This window comes from Streptomyces sp. NPDC046985 (assembly GCF_040644415.1).
Taxonomy (GTDB): Bacteria; Actinomycetota; Actinomycetes; order Streptomycetales; family Streptomycetaceae; genus Streptomyces.
In genome coordinates this window covers 197,644-218,116 of sequence record NZ_JBEYWK010000003.1, presented here as the reverse complement: position 1 = coordinate 218,116, position 20,473 = coordinate 197,644, and the positions used below count along the sequence as shown (strand labels likewise).

Here is a 20,473-nt window from a genome sequence, read left to right as displayed (position 1 = left end):
AATCCTCGGATCGTGCTACGTCACGCCACGGAATGCGTGATGGTCGAGGTGTAGGTGCCCGCGAGCGAGTTGGCGGGGACCGTGATGGAGATCGTCGGGTTCCAGGTGGCCGAGTTCGAGCCGGAGACCTGGGTGGCGACCTGCACGGGGCCGGGCGGGTACATGGGGTTCAGGTCGCTCGGGGTCACCGTGGCGACGCCGATCACGCTCGCCTGAGGGGTGTAGTACCTGCTGGAGTTCGGCGCGGAGACCGAGATGGTCGTGTTGTTCGGCCCGATGAAGTCCACCGCCTGCGCCGTGGCGGTCCAGCCGGCGGTGCCGCCGCGCTGGTCGGTCACGGTCACGTTGCCCAGTTGGTGGGTGACCGTCTGCGGGCTGGAGCTGACGGTGGTCGAACCCAGGTCGACCGGTCCCGCCGGCACGGTGATGCCGAGTCCGCCACCCGTCACTTCCAGGGTCACCGGGGTGTCCTCGGCGGAGGCCGACGTGGGGGAGGCCAGAACCGCCAGGGTGCACAGCATCACCGACAAGGGAATGCCACGACGCATTCTCTTCTTCCTCTCGGAGGGAGACGCGGCAGCGCCTCGCTTCATGATCACTGGCACTCTGCGGGTCGGCGCCGTCGCCCGGGGCCGTTCCCCGATCCGACACGGCGACGGCTAGCCGACCGGCTCAATAGGCACACCGGTTCGCATGGAGCCTTTTCCGCCCTCTGAGCCCCTCCGTCGTCTGACTCCTTTCCGTCTTTTGAGTTTTCTCCGTCTTCTGAGTTGTCTCCGTCTCACGGGGTGAGGCCGGCGTCGCGGGCCAGGAGGGCGGCCTGCACTCGGTTGGTGACCTCAAGGGTGGTCAGGATGCGGCTGACGTGGGATTTGACGGTGCTCTCCCGCATGCCGAGCCGTTGCGCGACGTCGGCGTTGGTGTCGCCCTGAGCGAGCAGGGCCAAGACGTCCTGCTCGCGGGGGGTGAGGGAGGCGATGCGGCTTTGAGCGTCGGCGGCGTGGGGGCGTGTGGTGCGGTGGTAGCGGTCGATGAGGCGGCGTGCGGCGGCGGGGTGGAGCATGGCGGAACCGGCGGCGACGAGGTGGACGGCGCGCAGGATCTCGGCGGGGTCGGTGTCTTTGAGGAGGAAGCCGTCGGCGCCTGCGGCCAGTGCGTCGTAGACGTATTCGTCGAGGTCGAACGTGGTCAGGATGATGATCTTCGGCGGGTGGGGCAGGGCGCGCAGTCGTGCGGTGGCGGCGATGCCGTCCATGGCCGAAGGCGGCTGCTGATGATCTCTCCCCCGCCCACCACCCACCGCACGGAGGCGGCAGCAGTGCTGGATCTGCTGACAGTGCCCCAGGTGATGGCCCGCCTCCAGCTCGGCCGCTCCGCCGTCTACGACCTCCTCCGCACCGGCCAACTCGCCTCGATCACCCTCGGCTGCGCCCACCGCATTCCCACCCACGCGCTCACCGACTTCATCCGCACCCGCCTCGACCAGGAAGCCGCGTAATGACCACGCCCCGAGACAGCAGCCCCTCCCGCCGCGTGCGTGCCAACGGCGACGGGACCGTCTATCAGCGCAAGGACAGCCGGTGGGAGGCTGCCGGATACGTCCTCGCCCCCGGCAACACCCGCCGGCGTGTCCGTGTCTACGGCACTACCCGCAAGGAAGCTCTGGCCAAGCTCACCGAGAAGATCGCCGCCAGCAACCGCGGCCTTCCCATCCCGTCCGCGCAGGGCAGCGTGGCCGCGTACCTGACCTATTGGCTGGAGGCCGTCGCCGTCCACCACCTCCGTGAGACCACCCACACCCGTTACACAGCCGTCGTCCATCAGCACCTCATACCGGGGCTGGGCTCGAAGAAGCTCTCGAAGCTCACTGCCAAGGACGTCCGCACCTGGCTCAACGAGCTGCGGACCGTCTGCTGGTGCTGCGCACGCGGCATCGACACCAACCGCGACCAGCCCCAGTGTTACGCGGCTGGGAAGTGCTGCCACAAGCGACTCTCCCCGCTGACCCTGGCCTACGTACACTCCTTCCTCAAGTCCGCACCGGAGCACGCCGTGCGCGAGGAGGAAATCCCGCGCAACGTCGCCCGCAACGTCCGCACCGGCACACCCAGACCCCGCCGCTTCGAACCCCTCACCGCCGACGAAGCCCGCCATTTCCTAACCGCCGTCAGCGGTCACCGGTTGCAGCCGCTGTTCGAACTCGCTCTGCGTACCTGGCTCCGCAAGGGCGAACTTCTCGGCTTGCGCTGGGAAGACCTCGACCTGGCCGGCGGAACTGCCAGCATCCGCCGCACCCTCCAGCGCACCAACTCCAGCGGTCTGACCGCCCTCCCGACCAAGACTCAGAGTTCGGAACGGCGAATTGCCCTGCCCACCGAGTGTCTGCACTCTCTCGAACAGCACCGCGAACGGCAGGTCCGGGAACGCGAGGCGGCGGGGACGGGCTGGAAGGCGAGCGGCTACGTCTTCACCCGGCCCGACGGCTCCCCGATCGAGGGCGCCACCCTCACCCGGCACTTCAACACCCTGCTCCACCGCGCCACACTCCGCCGCATTCGCTTCCACGACCTTCGTCACTCGGCGGCCACGCTCCTCCTGGAGCAGGGGGTGGAACTCATTGTGATCAAGAAGCTGTTGGGCCACGCCCACATCGGCGTCACCGCCACCGTGTACGCCCACGTCCGACTCCGCCTCCAGCGCGACGCTATCGATCTCCTCGGCCACGCCCTCCGTAACCCCACCGAGACCACCAGGAAGCCCGACGACGGCGACGAACCTCCCCTCGTCGGAGCCACCGTCCGCTGACGTTGCGGTCAACTACTGCCGTCAAGAGCCCCAAGTGCCCCACCAGCAACAGTCGCTGGTGGGGCACTCTGGCGTTTCCCGGCCACCCAAGGGGGGGCGTACTTAATTTCTAGAACGACGCGGAGAACCGATCTAGATCTCTACGGATCGGCCCAGAGCACGGAATACGCGTCCACCACCATCCACGCACTTTAGACTCACCACCATCAAGCCGAAGGAGGGCGCCCAGTTCGTCGAATTCCGCATAGGAGAGGAATCTCGAATCCGCCTCATCGAGGGCGACGAGGTAATTTCTCGACCCTCCCTCCGGGATGCTCTCCAACCCTCTGGCGATGAAATCTCGCAGGGAATCGGCCGCAATCAAGTCATGCGCACCCCAGACGGACCTGTCGGAATCGGGGAGGTCGAGCTCCTTCTCCATCCGCGTCACGTGCTCGTACCAACCAAGTAGCAGCGCGACCAGGCCCAACGATCGACCAGGGGCCACACTGACCACAGTCCGATCGAGTTGATCGGCTTCAGCGACTCCCAGGTGGCGATTAAGCCACTCACGGGCTTGAACTTCCGACATGACATCACCTTCCGGGGTAGTAGGCCGTCGATTTCCATGGCATATCCCAGTTCACGATGACGCGAACTCCATCATGGTCAAATTGTGATGAATTCTGCCCTTCGAGCTGACGGGGCCCAGCTTGCCTCAACGTGGTTTCCACCTCAGCCGCCGAAGGTCTACCCATCGCCGGATTTCCATCACCCGTATGCCCATTCACGAACTCAGTGATCTCGTCCAAGGAGTATTCACTACCGTGGAAGTCTTCCCCGCCAAGGTGGTCACCATTCTTACCCCCAAGCGGTACCCCGCAGTTCGGTCCTGAATTGTGAACGAGGACCGGAGTGGCACCAGCCAGCACATAGTACGTGTGCTACGCGGACCCCTCTACCTGCTTTTTCGCAGGTCAAGCGCAGTTTGCTGGTCCGGTGAAGTGCGTGGGTGTCCGTGGTTGTGCGGGGTTGTTGCCGTCGCTACTGCCGTCAGTGGGTTCAGCCCAGGTACGGCTTCTCACGCTGTTCCAGGAAGTGCTGGAGCCTGAGGTGTTGGGTGTGGTGCATCGGCAACTGCCCGATCTCTTCGGGCGGTACGAACCGGAGTTCGGTGGACTCGTCGGAGATCTCCAGTTGGCCGCCAGTGATGCGGGCGGTGAAGCAGACGTTGAACTGGCGGCGGACCTCGCCGTTGGTGTAGGCGATGATGTGTTTCGGGTCGGTGTAGGTGCCGACCAGGCCGGTGACCTCGACGTCGAGGCCGGTTTCTTCCTTGACCTCGCGGACGGCCGTGCCTGGCAGGGAGTCGGTGAGGTCCATGCCGCCTCCGGGCAGTGCCCAGAGGTCGTTGTCGCGTCGGCGCTGGAGGAGGATGCGCTCGTGGTCGTCGGTGACGACGGCGGAGGCGGCGACGACCATGCTGTTCGGCTTGGGCGCGTTCGGGTCGTCGTAGTACTCGGTGCGGGCCACGGTCAGCCTTCCTCTCTTACGGGGGTGGCGGTCGCCCACACGGCGTCGAAGCTGTCGGCGTAGGTGTCGAACATGCCGCTCTCCTGGTGTCGGCGAAGGTGCCATACGGGGGCGGCGTAGGCGTTGACGCCCCAGACGTGGGCGTTGACGAGTTGCTGGTCGTCGGCGCGGTAGAGGGAGTTGTAGAGCGTGGTGGCGTGGGTGCGGACTTCGATGCCGGGGGTGTCTGCGAGCGGCTTGTAGTGCATGAGTGCGAGGCGGCAGCGGGATTCGATGCCGTGGCCGAACCGCTCCTCCTGGCCGCGGGCCTGGACGGTGTCGCTGTCGGGGTCCCCGATCGCGATGCGGACGGTGCAGCCTTCGGCGGCGCGTTCGGTGAGGAGTTCGTTCAGCCGCGGGTATGCCTCGTGGAGGAAGACGGCCGCGTAGACGAGGATGTCGATCCGTTCCCGGGCCTGGGCCATCAGGTCGGTGAACGCCGAGACAGGGATGTCGGCCCGCTGCTCGTAGAGCGCCACCAGTTCGGGGCTGATGGCGCGGGCGGGGCGGGCCTGGCGGAGCGCCGGCCAGAGTGCGTGCACGTCTTCTCCCAGGGCCTTGGCCGCCTGGAGGGCGGTGGCACGACGTGGGATACGCCCGAGGTTCACCCAGCGCTCGACCGACTTGGGGTCGACCTCGACCTGCTGAGCGAGTGCGGCGTACGTCCAGCCTCCCGCCGCCATGACGGCTCGTAGTCTCTCGTTCGGCACGAGTCTCCCCCTTCGTCTCAGGACGGCACCAGGGACGTTCTGCACGGTGCAGGACGTCCCGAAGTGGGGTTTGGTGGAGGTTCCTTCGTCCCGGTGACCGGCGTGAGGATCGGTGCCGACCCTGCGGCACCATCAGGCCCAGGGGCACGCATCAACGCCGCCGAGGAGCGGCACCGTGCGAATGAGCGCCACCTTATGTGTTCCCCCCTGCGACTGGACGCCTGGTCGCGGGCCGCCTCGCCGAGGTGGTCACGATGACGGCCCCCACCCATGATGCCGACGGGCACACCGTCTCGCCCGATGCCGGCGCCCTGGTGGTCGACCGGCGGAACGGCAAGGTGGGCGTGGTGATGGGGCGCGTGGGGCCGTACGTGCAGCTTCGGCCACCGCACGGTGGCCTGGAGTGGGACGTGCCACCCGGGGATGTGCGTCCGCCGACCCGGGCCGAGGAGTTGGGCGCGAAGGTGGCCGTGGCCAACCGGGGGTGGGGGCGGTGAACCCGCGCTCGGTCCTGCGCTACGAGACCTGGACGCTCCAGCCCGACCGCGAGCCCGATGCGGAGCCGGTCCTGTACGCGATGCAGTGCGCCGTGGACGAAGAGACCTCACCGACGAGCGAGGACCTCGCCGAACCGCAGGACTGGGTACTGCGGCACTGCGGCCAGAACCCGTCCCACCACACCTACCGGGAGATCATCACCCGCCCCTGGCGGACCTGGCGCCAGACGTGACCCGCACCGCGCTGCCCACCCGACTCCCGTCCCTGCCGGGCGCAGCCGATCGAGGCTCCCCCGTCCTCGTCAGCCCCGGCAGGGACGGGCCCTCATATGCGTGCCGCGCCCATGACTGTGAGGGTTAGGGTTTTGGCCTCTGCCACAGAAAGTCAGCCACGACGGCGGGTGCGACGACCGGCCACCCGCCATGTGTGTCTCGCTCAACACCGTACCGGCATCAGCCCAGTTATCTCCATCGTCACGGCCCCCAGCCAGGCAAGAAGCATGGGCGTCCGGGACGACGCGATCCCGCCGGGCACTTCTCAGGTACGCGCCCGACCTGCTGAGCGATCGGCCGAGGGGCTTCCGGCTGGGATCGGGCCTACGCTCCCGGGCTCTGCGCGCCGAGGGTTCGGCGGCCGTCGCCAGCGGGGCGGCAGACAGGAGCGGGCGGCGGTCACCGACCGCCGGCGCGCGGCGGCCCGCGTCAGCGGGCCGCCCTTGATCAAGTAAAGAAACTCTGAACAGCTCCAACGCGCTGTCGTGGCTGGCTCGCTCTGGGCTGCTTCGGCTGTCGGGAACCGCTCGTGGTCGCGGGAGTCTATTCGCGGCGGAGCTTGTCTTTGAGCCTCTCCAGCCTGGCATCGTCCTCTGGCGTGCGTTCGCCGCGCAGTCGCTTCCGACGGTTCTGGTCTGCGACCATGAGGTTGAGCCTGGCCTTGATCGCTTCGACGTTGGCCAGTGCTGCTTCCAGCTCCGTCCGTGTCTGCTGGATCTCGGCATCCGTCTCGTCGTCCGTCTTGCCGCTCCGGGCGACGGCTTCGCGGTCTTCCTGCTCGCGGGCTCGCTCCAGCGCGAGCATGTGCTGAGACATGAGGGCGAAACTGTGTGCAGGATAAGGTGACGGCCAATCAGTTCGGGGTGGTCGTGCGGGCAACGTGCCTGCCGAAGGTCGGGCTGGAGGAGTTCCAGCGCGCGGCCCGGTTCCTGGCCGACTCGTGGCGGTGTACGCGGGTGTCCGTGCTGCCGGACGGCTCCGGCCGGGTGGTGATCGGGGTGTTCGCCTGGATCCGCTGGTCATGCAGATCGAGCATCGTCCCACCGGCCGCCCGCCGGCCGACCTGTCGCGGTGGGAGCTGGGCGTGGACGAGTACGCCGCCGCCGTGTCCGTCTCGCTGGCCAACGTGCCCGGCGTGACCGTGGCCGGTACCCCCGGCGCGGGCAAGACCTCGCTGATCAACCGGCTCGTCTGCGACCTCGCACCATCGCGCGCGGTGCAGCTCGCGGTGGCCGACGGGAAGGTGTCGGCCGCCCGTGAGGGTGACTACGCCGACCTGCGGAGCCGTCTGTTCGCCTTCGTCGGCGACGACCTGGACGAGGCGAACACACTGTTCAAGCGCATGGTCGCGCTGCGGCGTACCCGGTCCTCGGCGATCCGTGACGTGCTCGGTGTGAAGAACATGTGGCACGTCGGTCCCTCGGAGGTCTGGCCGCTGACCGTGCTGATCATCGACGAGGCCCACACCTACTCCCGCGACTACAAGGGCAACGACCCGCAGACCAAGCGCCTGGCAGCGCTGACGGCGGACAACGCGCGTCTGGTCGAAGACCTGGTCAAGAAGGGCCGCAGTGTCGGCTTCCTGGTCATCCTGGTCAGCCAGAAAGTGACCGGCGACGCGATCCCCACCTTCATCCGCGACGTGTGCCCGGTCGGGCTTTCCTTCGCCCAGAAGACGGCGGAAGCCGCCGTGGCCGCACTCGGGGACGACATCCGCAACTGGCCCGACGCCAGCCCGGTCACCTTGCAGGACCCCGCCTACGTCGGCGTCGCCGTCATGGCCATGCAGGGTCGCCCCGGCTTCACCCGCATCCGCACCCCGTACGTCCCGGACGCCGACGCGGCCCGCATCGCGGAAGCGACCGCCCACCTGGCCATCGACCCAGGCCTGTACCTGGAATCCGTCCCCGGCCCGCGCGGCTGGGCCGACGCCGCGACGGCGGACGGCACCGTCGTGCCCCTGGCCAAACGGCCGTGATCACCCCCGAACCCCACCCCGGAAGGAGGCCCCACACATGACCGAGGAACGGTTCACCCGGCGCACCGTGACCGTGGTCATGGCGGTCATCGCGGCCCTGGCCTTCGTCTTCTCCTTCGGCAACGTCTGGGCGCTCGCCCTGCGCCTCGGTGTTCCGCACCTGATCGCGCCGCTGGTCGCTCCCATGGTGGACCTGTCGGTCGTCGGGCTGCTGGTCGCGCTGCGATTCCTCGCCCTGCACAGCGTCCCCGAGAACGAGGTGAAAGCCGGTACGCGCCTGCTGCATCTGTGCGGGCTGCTCACCCTCGCACTGAACACCGTCGAGCCGCTGCTGACCGGCCGCTACGGACGTGCCTGTCTGGATACCGTCGCACCGCTCCTGCTGCTGGGCTGGGGCCGCGTCGGCCCCTCGTTCCTGGCCCAGTTCCACACCCTCACCCAGCGACCCCTGAAAGTCGCCACTGAACCTGTCCACATCCCCGCCGCTGAGACGGTGCCCGCTGGGGTCATCGCCCCTGCCGCACCATCACCAACCCATGCACCGGTCACCGACCCCACCCCGGCCCCTGATCCAGCTCCGGTCACCCCGACCATCGAAGCACCGCCGCCCAACCCCGCTCCGTCCCAGGCCACCGCCCCGGTCGCCATCGCCAAGACAAACGCGACCGCCTGCCGCCCGGCCCTGCCCGCCGCCCTGCTCAACGCCGCCCGGCGCATCGCGGACACCCACCACGCCGAGCACGGCCAGCCCATCACCGCCGCACAACTGGGGACCCGCATGGGCATCGCCCTGCCGGTCGCCACCGCCGCGCTCGCTCGCCTCTGAGCCCCGGCCCTCACCGGCCGAATCCCCCTCGCTGAAACCACGCCCGCCCATGGGCCTGATTCGTCATGCCCCGAGCAGCGCCAACACGCCTCCCTGACCGGCTGGTCGCTGCTCGGGGCCACCCACCCGAACTGAAGGGACACGCCCCGAATGGTCACCCTGGACCCGCGCCAGGTGGCAAGCCCCGCCGTACGGGACCTGCTTCACCTGGTCAACCACCCCGACTTCGGCCGCGCACAGCAGCAGATCGAACGCCTCGGCGGCTGCACCGAACCCGTCCGCCTGACCGGCCGCACCGCCACCGTCGACACCACGACCGGCGAAGTTCTGCGCTCCTACACCACGTCCGACGAACCCACGGGCAGCCTGCTCACCACGTGCGGCAACCGCCGCGCCTCCCGCTGCCCGCCCTGCTCCCGCCTCTACGCCGCCGACACCTACCACCTCATCCGCGCCGGCCTCTCCGGCGGCAAGACCGTCCCCGACACCGTCCGCACCCACCCCCGCGTCTTCGCCACCCTCACCGCACCCTCCTTCGGCCCCGTCCACAACCGCCCCCGGCGGCGACACCCGGCCCTGCCGCTGCCGCAAGCTCCACGAACCCACGGACCCGCTGCTCGGCACGCCGCTGAACCCCGCGACGTACGACTACGCGGGCGCAGTGCTGTTCAATGCCCACGCCGGAGCCTTGTGGGCCCGCTTCACCACCTACCTGCGCCGGGAGATCGCCGCCCGGCTCGGCATGACGCAGAAGGCCGCCCGGGCCGTGCTGCGGGTCTCCTTCGCGAAGGTCGCCGAGTACCAGAAGCGCGGACTGGTCCACTTCCACGCCGTCATCCGGCTCGACGGCCCCGAGGGCAGCACCCAGCCGCCACCTCCGTACGCCACTGTCGCTGTACTCACCGACGCCATCCGGGCCGCTGTCCCCCGCGCCCGCGTCACGGTCGAGTCGGACGCTGTCGGGGAACGCGAACTCGCCTGGGGCGAACAGCTCGACGTCCGCGAGATCGCCTCCTTCGGCACCGACACCGAACTCACCGACCAGGCCGTCGCCGCCTACGTGGCCAAGTACGCCACCAAATCCGCCGACGCCTCCGGCACCCTCGACCACGCCCTGTTCTGCCGCCCCTGCCAAGGCCACGGCGCCACCCTCCTACCCCACGGAACCCCGCTCCCATGCACCGCCTGCGGCGGCACCGGCCAGGCCCGCCCGCTACCCCGGCTCGCCGTCGCACGCCACGTCCGGCAGATGATCCGCACCTGCTGGGAGCTCGGCAAACGCCCGGAGTTCGCCGCCCTCAAGCTCTGGAAGTGGGCGCACATGCTCGGCTTCCGCGGCCACTTCTCCACCAAATCCCGCCGCTACTCCACCACCCTCAGCGCCCTGCGCGACGCCCGCCGCACCTGGCGCACCGAACAGGCCCGCGCCCGCGCCGGCCTACCCGAACCCGACCCAACGACCACGCTCGTCATCGGCCACTGGGCCTACCTCGGCTCGGGCTACAGCCCCGGCGCCGCACGCCTCGCCGCCAACGTCTGGCACCGCGAAGAACTGGAACGGCAGTTCTCGGCCGAAGGGGGCTGTTGATGGCCTCACCTCCGCTCGCCGTCCTCCGCACAGAGGGGGCGCCGGTGCTGGATCTGCTCACGGTCCCCCAGGTCATGGCTCGTCTCCAGCTCGGCCGCTCCGCCGTCTACGACCTGCTCCGCTCCGGCCAGCTCGCCTCGATCACCCTCGGCCGGGCCCGCCGCATCCCCACCCACGCCCTCACCGACTTCATCCGCACCCGACTAGAACAAGAAGCCGCCTGATGACCACACCCCGGGACACCCCCGCCTCCCGCCGGACCCGCGCCAACGGCGACGGAACCGTCTACCAGCGAAAAGACGGCCGCTGGGAAGCCGCCGGATGCGTCCTCGCCCCCGGCAACGCCCACCGCCGCATTCGCGTCTACGGCACCACCCGCAAAGAGGCCCTGGCCAAACTCACCGAGAAGATCGCCGCCAGCAACAAGGGCGTCCCGGCACCGTCCGCGCAGGGCAGCGTCGCAGCGTTCCTCACCTACTGGCTGGAGACCGTCGCCGTCCACCGGCTCCGCGAGACCACCCACACCCGCTACACCGCCTGCGTTCGCCTCTACCTGCTCCCCGGCCTGGGACGGAAGAAGCTCGCCGAACTCACCGCCAAGGACGTCCGCACCTGGCTCGACCAACTCCGCACCACCTGCCAATGCTGCACACGTGGCCTCGACACCGCCCGCGACCAGCCCCAGTGCTGCACGCTCGAGAAGTGCTGCCGCAAGCGGCTCTCCCCGCTGACCCTGGCCTACGTACACTCCGTCCTCAAGTCTGCCCTGGAGCACGCCGTCCGAGAGGAGGAGATCCCCCGCAACGTCGCCCGCAACGTCCGCATGGGCACACCACGCCCCCGCCGATTCGAACCCCTCACCGCCGAGGAAGCGCGCGACTTCCTCGCCGCCACGGACGGGCACCGGCTGAGCGCGCTGTTCGAACTCGCCCTGCGCACCGGCCTGCGCAAGGGCGAACTCCTCGGCCTGCGCTGGGAAGACCTCGACCTGGCCGGCGGAACCGCCAGCATCCGCCGCACCCTCCAACGCACCAACAGCGGCGGCCTGACGGCCCTGCCCACCAAGACGCAGAGCTCGGAGCGGCGCATTGCGCTGCCTACCGAGTGCCTGCGCTCACTCGAACAGCACCGCGAACGGCAAGCCGAGGAACGCGAGGCGGCAGGGGCGGGCTGGAAGGCGAGCGGCTACGTCTTCACCCGGCCCGACGGCTCCCCCATCGAAGGAGCCACCCTCACCCGGCACTTCAACACCCTGCTCCGCCGCGCCACCCTCCGCCGCATCCGCTTCCACGACCTCCGGCACTCGGCGGCGACGCTGCTCCTGGAACAGGGCGTCGAACTCGTCGTCATCAAAGAGCTGTTGGGCCATGCCCACATCGGCGTGACCGCGACGGTGTACGCCCACGTCCGGCTCCGCCTCCAACGCGACGCCATCGACCTCCTCGGCAACGCCCTCCGCAACCCCGCCCAGCCCATCGCCCGACCCGACGACGGCGACGAACCACCCGTTTGTGCAGCCCCCGTCCGCTGACGTTGCCGTCAACTACTGCCGTCAGACGGCTAATAGGCCCCGCCGGAGAATATCCGGTGGGGTCTATTGGGTTGCATGTACTGCTCTCGCCAGGAGTACGCATCGAGCAATTCATCAAACCTCTCCGCGCACCGCAAGGATTCCAGCCGAGTTTCTCGGGGCAGTAAAGTGCCACCGGGTCTTCCGCCTACGGAGCCCGGCTGGCCAAACGCCCAATCGGAGCATCAGCTCTGATCTCGGCAACGTCGAAGGAGATCCTTTTTCCCTCGCCGCTCAACTCCACATGCGACCTAGTGAGCGAAACAGAGGTGAACGGCTCGGTACTCCAGCCCTCTACTGAGAGACGTTCCACCCCGGTGCAGACCAAGAAAAACTCGACTGCATTGTGTCCTTTTTCTTGCCACGTGATCGCAGCACCCGCCGGCTGGCCAATAGAGAAAAACCCAAGGGCGACCGATGCCTCCCTCTCGTCAATATGAAAGGAAACCAGTTCATATTCGGTCAATGGTGGAGGCGGTGTGCCAAGAACCTCGCGAAGCGAGCGCGGGTCGGAAATACTGAACGACCAGTCACGGATGGTCATAGAATGGCCTTTTGGTCATGGGAGGCAGGAGTTGATACAGGCGCTGGTCTACGCGATTCTCGAAGAAACGCCGCGCAGCATATGGACTCTCCCCTCCAGAACGGTAGGCGTTAAGGTGGCTAACCTGGAGCGCGTCCGCGGCCGTGAATTCGAGCGCAAAGCCAGCTCCTTGTACTGAAACCCGGAGCCGGCGTTGCGCGATCGACCCGAGCCGGATATCAGTCACGGTCTGATCTGGTACTCCCCTCAGCTGCAGGTCTTCGCCTACGGCCAGGAAGTGGATCTGAGCCTCAAGCCGATCGCAACCCGCCTCAGTCCAGGTAGTGGGAGCTCGGTCCGGGAAACGAGAAAGCTCTACCCGCAATTTGAGGCCAGGACCATAAGGACTCAAATGGACAGACCTGAGCAACAATCCTTCCAAGGGTGGAAGATTGGTATACAGGGAAGTCAATCGTTCGGCATCGACCAGAAGATCCGACCATACGGGAACGAAAATGATAAGATTCCTTTCTTGGCTGCCTGCTAAATAGATGTAGCAGCACCTCAGCTTCCGTCGAGACGGCGCCGGTAGCAAGAGTGACAGATGAAGCAGACCAGGGGCGCGGGAAATCACGCTGCCAACCGCGCACTTCCGCTGAAGTGTGCTCGCGCCGTAGCCCGCACCCCCCGAACTCCATTGACTAGCCTGCGCGCCCTGCCAAACTTGGATCGTAATAGTAGTGGGGCTCGACGCCTGGGATGAGCCCATGCCGAGGATCATCGAACGGACGGACGTGAACATGCGGTGCCTGGTCGCCGACGCCGTCTGCATCGCCGAAGCTATGACCGGTGTAGTGGTCCTGGTAAGTGACCAAGTCACCGGACTCTGTCAGATGGTCCTCTTCGGTGAAGAATACAGGCTGGTGATTCGCATCCATGATCTGCTTACCGCGGGGCGTCGTCGAGGGAACCTGGCGAACGTCTAGCGGCTCTGCACCTTCAGGGACACCGGCATCACTCAATGCCTGGGCCTTGGCCTCAGCGCCGGTGATCCCTTCTCCAGTTGCTGCGTTTCCGCAGTTGTGAACGAGGACCGGGGTGGTTCCGGCGAGTACATAGTACGTGTGAAGCTTCTGGACAGTGAGGTTGTACATGTCCGCGGCGCCGGGGCGGGGGCGGACGGTGAGGATGCGGACCTGGGCGTTGGCAGCGGTTTCCAGGTCGTGGCCCGGCTTGAGGCGGCCGGCGGGGATCCAGGTACGGAGGGTGTCGTCCCAGAAGGGGTGCTTGGAGGTGGTGTGAAGGACGGCGGTGTGGTGGGGGCTGGTTCGGACGGCGACGTCGACGAGGTCGTCGTCGTGGTTGATGAAGCGTGCGAGGACGGTATGCGCGCCCTGATGTCTGCCGGTGTCGGGGTTGCCGGCTTCGACTCGGTCGCCGGGTTTGACGGCGGCGATGGGTTTCGTCTTGCCATGGGCCATCAGCACACGGGTTCCGGGGCTGAAGCTGAGCTTGCAGCCGACGCCGAGGAGGTCTTCTCCTCCGGCCGCGAGGTCGGTGGCGCCTGCCTCGGCTCCGTCTTCGAGTGCGCGAGCGCCGAGGAGGGCGACTTCGTCCTCGCCGCCGGTGCCTATGGTCAGGGCGAGCATGGTGGCGGCCTTGGTGCAGCCGCCCCAGCTCGGGTTCTCGATGCAGCCGACGGCGTCGGCGGCTCCTGACGCCTGATAGACGAACTTGCCCGCGTCGCCGAGGAAGTCCAGGCCGCTCTTCCACCACGCAGTGCCCTTGCTGTGGGGCCCCTGGGGTGTGGAGCTGTGGCCGTTGCCGCTGTAGCCGCTGCCGCTGTGGCCGCTGCTGCTGTAGCCGCTGCCGCTGTCGTTGTAGTAGTGGGTGTGGCCGCAGGAGCCGTTGTGGCAGTAGCCGGCGCTGTCGTTGCCGGGGTCGACGGGTCCGGTCTCCACGTAGCGGGTGGGGTTGCTGGGGCTGGTGCCGGTGCCGCCTATGGGGTAGCCGACGCCGCACAGGTCAGCGGGGCACAGGCCGCTGGGGTCGGCCTCGTTCACCGGGTTGTCGGCTGCGTAGCTGTAGCCGTTGAGCTGCTGAGGGCTGGTGGCCTCGATGAGGGGGTCGAGGCTGATGAAGCGACCGAGGGTGGGGTCGTACTGGCGGGCGCCGAGGATGGTCAGGCTGGAAGTGGTGTCGGTGACGGCGTTGAGGAAGCCGCGGTTGTCGCTCCAGGTGACCGTGGCGCCTCGGGATGCTCCGTAGGGGGTGAACTCGCGCCATGTGGGGGTCTGCGCGGTTGAGTCGAGGGCGAGGCCAGCGGTGCCGTGCTGGTCCAGTATCTCGAAGGTGTAGGTGCTGGTGCTGCCGGTGGCGGTGGATCCGGTACGGACGGCGGAGCCGCCACCGGGCAGGGCGTAGTGGCGGACGCTGTTGACGACGCCGCTGCCGGTGTTGAGGGTGAGCTGCTCGCCGGGCAGATACAGGGTGGTGCTGGAGGGACCCTTCTGGAGCAGGAGGTTGCCCTCGGCGTCGTAGAGGTAGTGGCTGTCGCCCGCGGTGCCGCCTGTGATGCCGGTGAGGCGGCCGGCGTCGTCCCAGACGAAGGTCTGGGCGCCGTCGGCGGGGGTGGTGCGGGTTGTGGTGTTGCCTGCGCTGTCGTAGACGGCGCTGGTGGAGGAGGTCGTTCCGCCGGTGGTGCTGGTGGAGGTGAGGGTGTGGGGCTGGTTGGCGTTGTTGCCGTCGTAGGCGTAGCCGCTCGTGGTGTCGGGGCCGCCGGTGGTGGAGTGCTGGACCTGGCCGGTGCGGTTGCCCAGGGCGTCCAGGCTCCAGCTAGTCCAGTAAGCGCCCTTCGCGTCCAGGGCGTCGCCGACCATGGAGAAGTTGCTCGTGGTGGGGGTGGCGGCGCAGGAGTCGGTGGCGGTCCATGCCTGGGTGAGCCGGTCCAGTGTGTCGTACTGGTAGCACTGGGTTTCGGTGGACGAGGCAGAGCCCAGCCGGGTGGCGGTCTGCTTGGTGATGTCGCCGGCCGGGTCGTATGTGTAGGCCTGCTCGTCGACGTTCGTGGGTGTGGCCGTGGATCGTGTGACCAGTTGGTCCGTGAGGTCGCTGGTGTGCGGGTCGTAGGCGTCGGTGATCCACGCCTCGTTGGAACCTGCGCCGATGGTCTCCTGCTGGACCCGGCTGAAGGCGTCGTAGGCCGTGGCGTTCGCATAGCCGGAGGTGCTGCCCAGGCCGGACGGGAGGTCCAGGACGCTTACGTAGGTGTGCGAGACGGTCTCGGAGGGCAAGCCTCCGGCCGCCGGGAAGACGTCGCGGTAGGGCAGTCCCTTGATCGCGGTGTAGGTGTGCTGGAAGGTATAGCTGGTGCCGAGCGTGGTCCCCTCGGTGGAGGAGGGGATCGTGACGGTCTCGCCGACGGATTCGCCGAAGACGTTGAATCCCTTGGACTGGGTGACATAGGCCGCGCCACCTGAGTACGCGGTCTCCGTGGTCACATGGCCAATGGGGTACTTCATGCCGGTGACGGCGTTGTTGGCGTTGTCGTACACCCAGGAGGCGATCTCGTTCGACGACGACTGGCCGGTGCTCGGGGCGTCGTACTCGCCGGTTCTGCGGCCCAACGCGTCGTAGGCAGAACTGATCGTCTTGCCGCGGGAGTCCGTGGTCTGGGTGACGTCGCCGGCGTTGTCGTATTGCAGGGTGCTGTAGCCGGCATCGGGGTCGTTTTTGGCGGTGACGCGGCCGAGCAGGTCGTAGGTGTTCGTCCAGGTGCTGCCGCCCGCGGTGACCGTGCTCTGGTTGCCGTGGCCGTCGAAGCCGTAGGCGGTGGCCTGGGTGGCGCCGCCGGTGACGTACCAGATGCCGGTGAAGGTGCTGGCCGGGGTCGTCAGGGCGGGGGCGCTGGTGTATTCGTCGAGTTCCGAGGTGCGGCCGAGGGGGTCGGTGACGGTGGCCTTGGTGACGCCGCCTGCCGGGGGGATGACGGTGGTGCGGTCGCCGTTGTAGACGGTGGTGGTCCGGGAGACCTCCACGTTGTCCTTCTCGGACTGGTCGATCACGGTGCGGCCGAGGCCGTCGTAGGTGAAGTAGTCCTGGCTGGGGACCTCGTCCTTGAGGTTGGCTGCGGAGACCAGAACGGTGTTGGGGAGGCTGGTGGAGTCGTACCACCCGTTGTAAGCGGCCGTTTTCCAGCCACGGGTGTCGTAGAAGGCGTCGGTGACCATCCGACCGGCGCTGAGCGGGGTGCGAGTCTGCGTCTGGCGTACCCGCAGCAGGGCGTCGTAGAGCGTCGTGGTGGTCGTGTAGGTCAGCGACTCGTTCAGCTTGTTCGTGGTCACAGCGGTGATGCCGCTGTTGGACACGGTGTAGTCGTAGGTGTAGTCCGCCTGGCTGGTGGTGGCCCGGGAGTTCAGCCACGCACTCGTGGTCCGTCCCACGGTGTCGTATTGGACGGTGGTCACCACGCCGTTGGCGTCTGTCGTGGTACGGGGCAGGCCGCGGGCCGGGTCCAGGGTGGTGGAGGTGGCCTGGTTCAGCGGGTTGGTGACGGTGGTGCCGGTCGTCGAGCCGTAAGCGTCGTCGGTGTAGGCGGTCGCCGTCTTGTTCCCGTTCGCGTCGTACGCGGCGATGATGCGGCCGCGGGAGTCGAACACCTGGGCCTTGCCGGTCTGCCAGGCGAACGCGCCGCCGCTGTAGTCGGATGCGGTCTGCGTGACCGATGCGTCGCCCTTGGTCGGCGCGGTGGTCTGCGGGAACGTCGGGGAGCCGGGCTGCGGCCACGTGGTCGCCAAGGTCTTGTCGTCGTAGAACGTGCGAGTGGCGAAGACGACCTGAGCAGGGCGGTTCACGCTCAGCGGGGCGGTCAGGGTGTTGACGGAACCGGGCACGCTGCTCGTGCTGCCCTCGGTGAACCCGCCGCAGGCCACCGAGTCCGTCTCCGTGCTCGCTGTCAGGCCGACCAGGTTCTCGGTGGTGTTGGGGGCGGCGTAGGCGGTCGTGGTGCACCGGTTGTACGCCGCGTTCGCCGGCACCGTGTGGGTGTACTGCGCCGTCTGCAGGCCGAAGCCGGCGTCCGCGGCGGTGGCGTCATAGGCGGTGTCGGTCTCGGTGATGCGCCAGCTCGTGGCGCCGCCGTCGGTCAGCGCCTGCCGTGTCCACGTCTCGACCGGCTGCACCGCGTTGGCCGTGAGGTCCGGCAGCCCCGGTCGGGTGCGTGTCGCGGTGGCGGGAGAAACCCAGTACGAGGTGATCGAGGAGTGGTCCACCGATCCGCCGTTGCCGAGATAGGAGGTGGACTCAAGGGTCTGGCCCGCCAGTTGGTCGAGATCCTCGTGGGCGCCGCTCTGGGAATCGGTCAACGTCACGGTGGTGGTGTCGTCGTCATCCGACATGCCCTGGTAGTACGTGGTCTCGTCCAGCGTCTGCTTGTCGTTGACGCCGTCGCCGTTCAGCGTCTTGACGTCCCCGTAGCCGCGCCACTGCCCATACGTGCGGTACTTCTTCTGGACGACTGCGTTGTCGTCGAAGTGCCAGGCAGGCTTGGAGAATTGGTAGGAGGTGGCCGTCGTGGGCGCGCCGCCGGTGGGGTCGGTCTGGGTGACCTTGTCGGCGACGTATTTGTTGAACCAGTCCAGGATCGGCGCGCTGTAGCCCTGCGGCGTCCAGTACACCGGGTAGCAAGAGGACGTGTTCGCCGAGGGGGTGGCGGTGACCGGGGCGGAGCAGGGGTTCGTCCGCCCGTACTCGACGCCGATCACGGAACCGGTCTCGGTGGTGATGGACGAGATGCGGAACCGGTACAGCGGCGGCAGACCGTCAGTGGCGGTGTCCACCCGGTTCTGCAGATCCACCGCCGCGAACGACGCATTCGGCAGCTTGACGGGTGAGGTGCTGCCGCCGCCCGCGGTGTCCTGACCGGTGCGGGCGATGCTGGACAGCCAGAGCGTCGCATTGCCGTCACCCGACGTGGGCGTCGTCTGGGTCAGCGCCCAGGTGTCCACCTTCGCGTACGCCGAGGAGGCGGGCGCGTACTGCTCGGTGGTGACTGAGGTCAGCCGCACGGTGGAGAAGAAGGACGGGCTGTGGGAACCGCACGTGGCGCCCGAGTTGCACACCAGGTCGTAGGGAACGTCAGGCCAGTTCGCCTTGGTGGTGGAGTTCAGCGGGTCACAGGTGCCCGACACGCACCGGTCCCCGGTCGCGAACAGCACCTTGGCCGGCACCGTGCCGTAGGCGCCTCCGTCGGTGAAGCCGTAGTCGACGTGGTCGAGGTGCGAGTCGCGGACGTAGGAGACGTTGTGGGCGCCGTTGTCCTCGCCGTAGTAGTTGGCGTCCTGCTTGTAGTAGTAGGACATCGCGTCGCCGTGCACATCGGTGACGTAGTCCAGGTTCCACCGGTAGGCCATCGTGCACACCGAGGAGGTGAACCCGGACGCGTTGTAGCAGGGGTCGCCGGAGTGCGCCGAGTACACCGGCTCGGAGTCCACCGAGTTCGTCGTGGGCTTGCCCGAGGTCCAGCCCGGCAGCTCGTTGCGGCCGAAGGAATAGACGGTGCCGTTGCGGTAGGTCACCTTCCAGTAGTCGGTGTTGTAGGTGCCGGTGCCGTTGTTGGAGCCGGTGACGTGCTTGACGACCGTGCCATCGTCTTGCTGCGGTTTCCACACGCTCTTCGAGGAGTCCCACACCAGAGCGGTCGTCGACCCGTTGAGCGCCAGTGTCAGCACCGGACCGTCGTAACACTCGTCCGAAGTCGAGACCGGCGATGCGCTCCCTTCGGGACTGTCACTGCAGGAGACGAAGGACTGCTCGACGAACGACTGCGGCGTGCTCCAGCCGTCTCCCACCCAGGAGGACTGGGCCTCGGTCGCGGCGGTCTGCCCGTCCAGCGATCCCGAGTCGTAGTCGAGCGAGAGGTGAGGGGTCAGGGAAGACGCCGACGACGGCGCGGACATCGGATAGGAGTAGGTGAACGACCCGGTCGAGCCACCCGCGGACCAGGAGCCGGACGGCTTCAGTGTCGTGGCCGCATAGGAACCGGACGGGGCCCCGCCGTCCCCACCGCCCGATCCGGACACGGCAGCGATCACCATCTTCGAGGAGCCGGCGGCGTTGGCCGAGGCCGTCATGGGACGCTTTCCGGCAGATGCGCCCGAACCCGGGCCTCCGGAGGAGGCCTTACCGGTGAGGGGTGCTTGCTGGGCGACCGATGAAGTGCCGAGGTCCAGGGCGGCCGTCAGCGACTTGCGCGTCGGGTCGTTTCTCGATCCCAGCAGAGTCTGCTGCCGGCACGCGGCCTTCTGCGGCGTGGTCAGGGCGCAGGCCGGAAGCCGCACCAGACGGAGCCGAGAACCGAAGTCGCCGCCATATGCCTGTGCGAAGCGGGAGTAGTCCAAGCTGAGCAGTGCTCTCCCCTGGCCGGCGTTGGAGGGCACGACCGTGAAGAGGACACCGCGCACGCCTGTTTTCGCGGCTGCCGCAGGGGACTTGACCGTGACGTCCACGGACGAGGGCCCAGCGTAGGAGCCGCGCTTGGGCGCGACCGCATTCACGGATATGGGCATGCCGCTCGAAGCCGACGCCGTCTTGGCTGACGGCCGCGTCTTCGCGCCGGTGACCGCGACGATGGCGGATACGGCCTTCGGCAGCGAGGTCGCGGTGGGCTTGTAGGTCCGGGTGGCCTGGTTACGCGGCTTGGAGAAGTGCATCGCCGCAGGCTTGACGTCCTTCACCGACGGCGTGGCGGGCACGTGAGGAGCGGAAGCACGCTTCGGCTGGGAACTCACCGCATCGGCACTGGCCGTGCCCGCGGATGCGAGAAGCGCTCCGACCGCGAGGAGAGCAGCCCATCTGGGTCTGCTCAGGCCGCTGTTGCGCCGTTTCCCACCCCGCGTCGACATCTGTCTGCCCCTCTATCAGAAAAGCGCCGCAGGCCGCGCACTACCGGCCCAGTTCGCTCACGTTCTTCACAAGCGATGCCGAGATTCCCACGAGACGCCCATATGCACGAAGAAAGAATCCGCAAGAAGATCGCAAAGAGGGGGGTGAGAACCCGGGCAAGCGCAACTAAGGGGCATATGGCATGGATCACACCATGAGTAGCACATGTGACGGCCCCTCTACGTTGACCTACGTCCGGGAGTCGCCCGGC

General features: G+C 67.8%; 15 protein-coding genes and 3 pseudogenes. 9 read left to right on the top strand and 9 right to left on the bottom strand.

Annotated features, from left to right (window positions below):
• Positions 1 to 20 precede the first annotated feature (20 nt).
• Together ABZ861_RS05545 and ABZ861_RS05540 are read right to left on the bottom strand one after the other, a co-directional pair.
• Positions 21 to 548 (bottom strand): hypothetical protein, encoded by a 528-nt coding sequence (locus ABZ861_RS05545; RefSeq protein WP_361624100.1) that lies wholly within the window; start codon positions 546 to 548, stop codon positions 21 to 23.
• 233 nt (positions 549 to 781) lie between these two features.
• Positions 782 to 1,255, bottom strand: a pseudogene (locus ABZ861_RS05540) (response regulator transcription factor); the annotation flags it as partial.
• 18 nt (positions 1,256 to 1,273) lie between these two features.
• Between ABZ861_RS05540 and ABZ861_RS05535 the strand changes: the two are divergent.
• Together ABZ861_RS05535 and ABZ861_RS05530 are read left to right on the top strand one after the other, a co-directional pair.
• The gene (locus ABZ861_RS05535) at positions 1,274 to 1,498 is read left to right on the top strand and encodes a helix-turn-helix domain-containing protein (RefSeq protein ID WP_361624097.1); all 225 of its coding nucleotides are present in this window, start codon (positions 1,274 to 1,276) and stop codon (positions 1,496 to 1,498) included.
• On the top strand, positions 1,498 to 2,805 hold the full coding sequence (locus ABZ861_RS05530) for a site-specific integrase (RefSeq protein WP_361624094.1): 1,308 nt from the start codon (positions 1,498 to 1,500) through the stop codon (positions 2,803 to 2,805). Before ABZ861_RS05535 ends, ABZ861_RS05530 begins: the two co-directional genes overlap by 1 nt.
• A gap of 109 nt (positions 2,806 to 2,914) precedes the next feature.
• On the opposite strand, the gene ABZ861_RS05525 is transcribed toward ABZ861_RS05530, so the two are convergent.
• The 3 genes from ABZ861_RS05525 to ABZ861_RS05515 form a co-directional block, all read right to left on the bottom strand.
• On the bottom strand, positions 2,915 to 3,376 hold the full coding sequence (locus ABZ861_RS05525) for a hypothetical protein (RefSeq protein ID WP_361624091.1): 462 nt from the start codon (positions 3,374 to 3,376) through the stop codon (positions 2,915 to 2,917).
• 470 nt (positions 3,377 to 3,846) lie between these two features.
• Positions 3,847 to 4,317 carry an NUDIX domain-containing protein gene (locus ABZ861_RS05520; protein ID WP_361624088.1) on the bottom strand — a complete coding sequence of 157 codons (471 nt, stop codon included), beginning with the start codon at positions 4,315 to 4,317 and terminating at the stop codon, positions 3,847 to 3,849.
• Between the two features lie 2 nt (positions 4,318 to 4,319).
• On the bottom strand, positions 4,320 to 5,039 hold the full coding sequence (locus ABZ861_RS05515; RefSeq protein WP_361624469.1) for an XRE family transcriptional regulator: 720 nt from the start codon (positions 5,037 to 5,039) through the stop codon (positions 4,320 to 4,322).
• A gap of 272 nt (positions 5,040 to 5,311) precedes the next feature.
• Here ABZ861_RS05515 and ABZ861_RS05510 point away from each other — a divergent pair, with 272 nt between their 5' ends.
• Together ABZ861_RS05510 and ABZ861_RS05505 are read left to right on the top strand one after the other, a co-directional pair.
• Complete coding sequence (locus ABZ861_RS05510) at positions 5,312 to 5,563, top strand: hypothetical protein (protein ID WP_361624466.1); 252 nt, start codon at positions 5,312 to 5,314, stop codon at positions 5,561 to 5,563.
• The gene (locus ABZ861_RS05505) at positions 5,551 to 5,796 is read left to right on the top strand and encodes a hypothetical protein (RefSeq protein WP_361624085.1); all 246 of its coding nucleotides are present in this window, start codon (positions 5,551 to 5,553) and stop codon (positions 5,794 to 5,796) included. Before ABZ861_RS05510 ends, ABZ861_RS05505 begins: the two co-directional genes overlap by 13 nt.
• Before the next feature lie 583 nt (positions 5,797 to 6,379).
• Here the strand turns inward: ABZ861_RS05505 and ABZ861_RS05500 are convergent.
• Positions 6,380 to 6,652, bottom strand: a complete 273-nt coding sequence (locus ABZ861_RS05500; RefSeq protein ID WP_361624082.1) for a hypothetical protein — start codon at positions 6,650 to 6,652, stop codon at positions 6,380 to 6,382.
• A 23-nt stretch (positions 6,653 to 6,675) separates the two neighbouring features.
• Between ABZ861_RS05500 and ABZ861_RS05495 the strand changes: the two are divergent.
• The 5 genes and pseudogenes from ABZ861_RS05495 to ABZ861_RS05475 all read left to right on the top strand — a co-directional run.
• Positions 6,676 to 7,814: pseudogene (locus ABZ861_RS05495) on the top strand (AAA family ATPase); the annotation flags it as partial.
• 37 nt (positions 7,815 to 7,851) lie between these two features.
• The gene (locus ABZ861_RS05490) at positions 7,852 to 8,640 is read left to right on the top strand and encodes a DUF2637 domain-containing protein (protein WP_361624079.1); all 789 of its coding nucleotides are present in this window, start codon (positions 7,852 to 7,854) and stop codon (positions 8,638 to 8,640) included.
• 150 nt (positions 8,641 to 8,790) lie between these two features.
• Positions 8,791 to 10,228, top strand: a pseudogene (locus tag ABZ861_RS05485) (replication initiator).
• On the top strand, positions 10,228 to 10,452 hold the full coding sequence (locus ABZ861_RS05480) for a helix-turn-helix domain-containing protein (protein WP_361624076.1): 225 nt from the start codon (positions 10,228 to 10,230) through the stop codon (positions 10,450 to 10,452). Before ABZ861_RS05485 ends, ABZ861_RS05480 begins: the two are co-directional and overlap by 1 nt.
• Complete coding sequence (locus tag ABZ861_RS05475) at positions 10,452 to 11,759, top strand: tyrosine-type recombinase/integrase (protein ID WP_361624073.1); 1,308 nt, start codon at positions 10,452 to 10,454, stop codon at positions 11,757 to 11,759. The genes ABZ861_RS05480 and ABZ861_RS05475 overlap by 1 nt, the downstream gene beginning before the upstream one ends.
• A gap of 187 nt (positions 11,760 to 11,946) precedes the next feature.
• On the opposite strand, the gene ABZ861_RS05470 is transcribed toward ABZ861_RS05475, so the two are convergent.
• Genes ABZ861_RS05470 through ABZ861_RS05460 form a run of 3 tightly spaced genes read right to left on the bottom strand, consistent with a single transcriptional unit; the run spans position 11,947 to position 20,072 of the window.
• The gene (locus tag ABZ861_RS05470) at positions 11,947 to 12,342 is read right to left on the bottom strand and encodes an Imm50 family immunity protein (RefSeq protein WP_361624070.1); all 396 of its coding nucleotides are present in this window, start codon (positions 12,340 to 12,342) and stop codon (positions 11,947 to 11,949) included.
• The gene (locus tag ABZ861_RS05465) at positions 12,329 to 13,090 is read right to left on the bottom strand and encodes an Imm50 family immunity protein (RefSeq protein ID WP_361624067.1); all 762 of its coding nucleotides are present in this window, start codon (positions 13,088 to 13,090) and stop codon (positions 12,329 to 12,331) included. Before ABZ861_RS05465 ends, ABZ861_RS05470 begins: the two co-directional genes overlap by 14 nt.
• Positions 13,023 to 20,072, bottom strand: coding sequence for a polymorphic toxin-type HINT domain-containing protein (locus ABZ861_RS05460; protein WP_361624064.1), 7,050 nt, complete (start codon positions 20,070 to 20,072; stop codon positions 13,023 to 13,025). The genes ABZ861_RS05465 and ABZ861_RS05460 overlap by 68 nt, the downstream gene beginning before the upstream one ends.
• Positions 20,073 to 20,473: the final 401 nt, after the last annotated feature.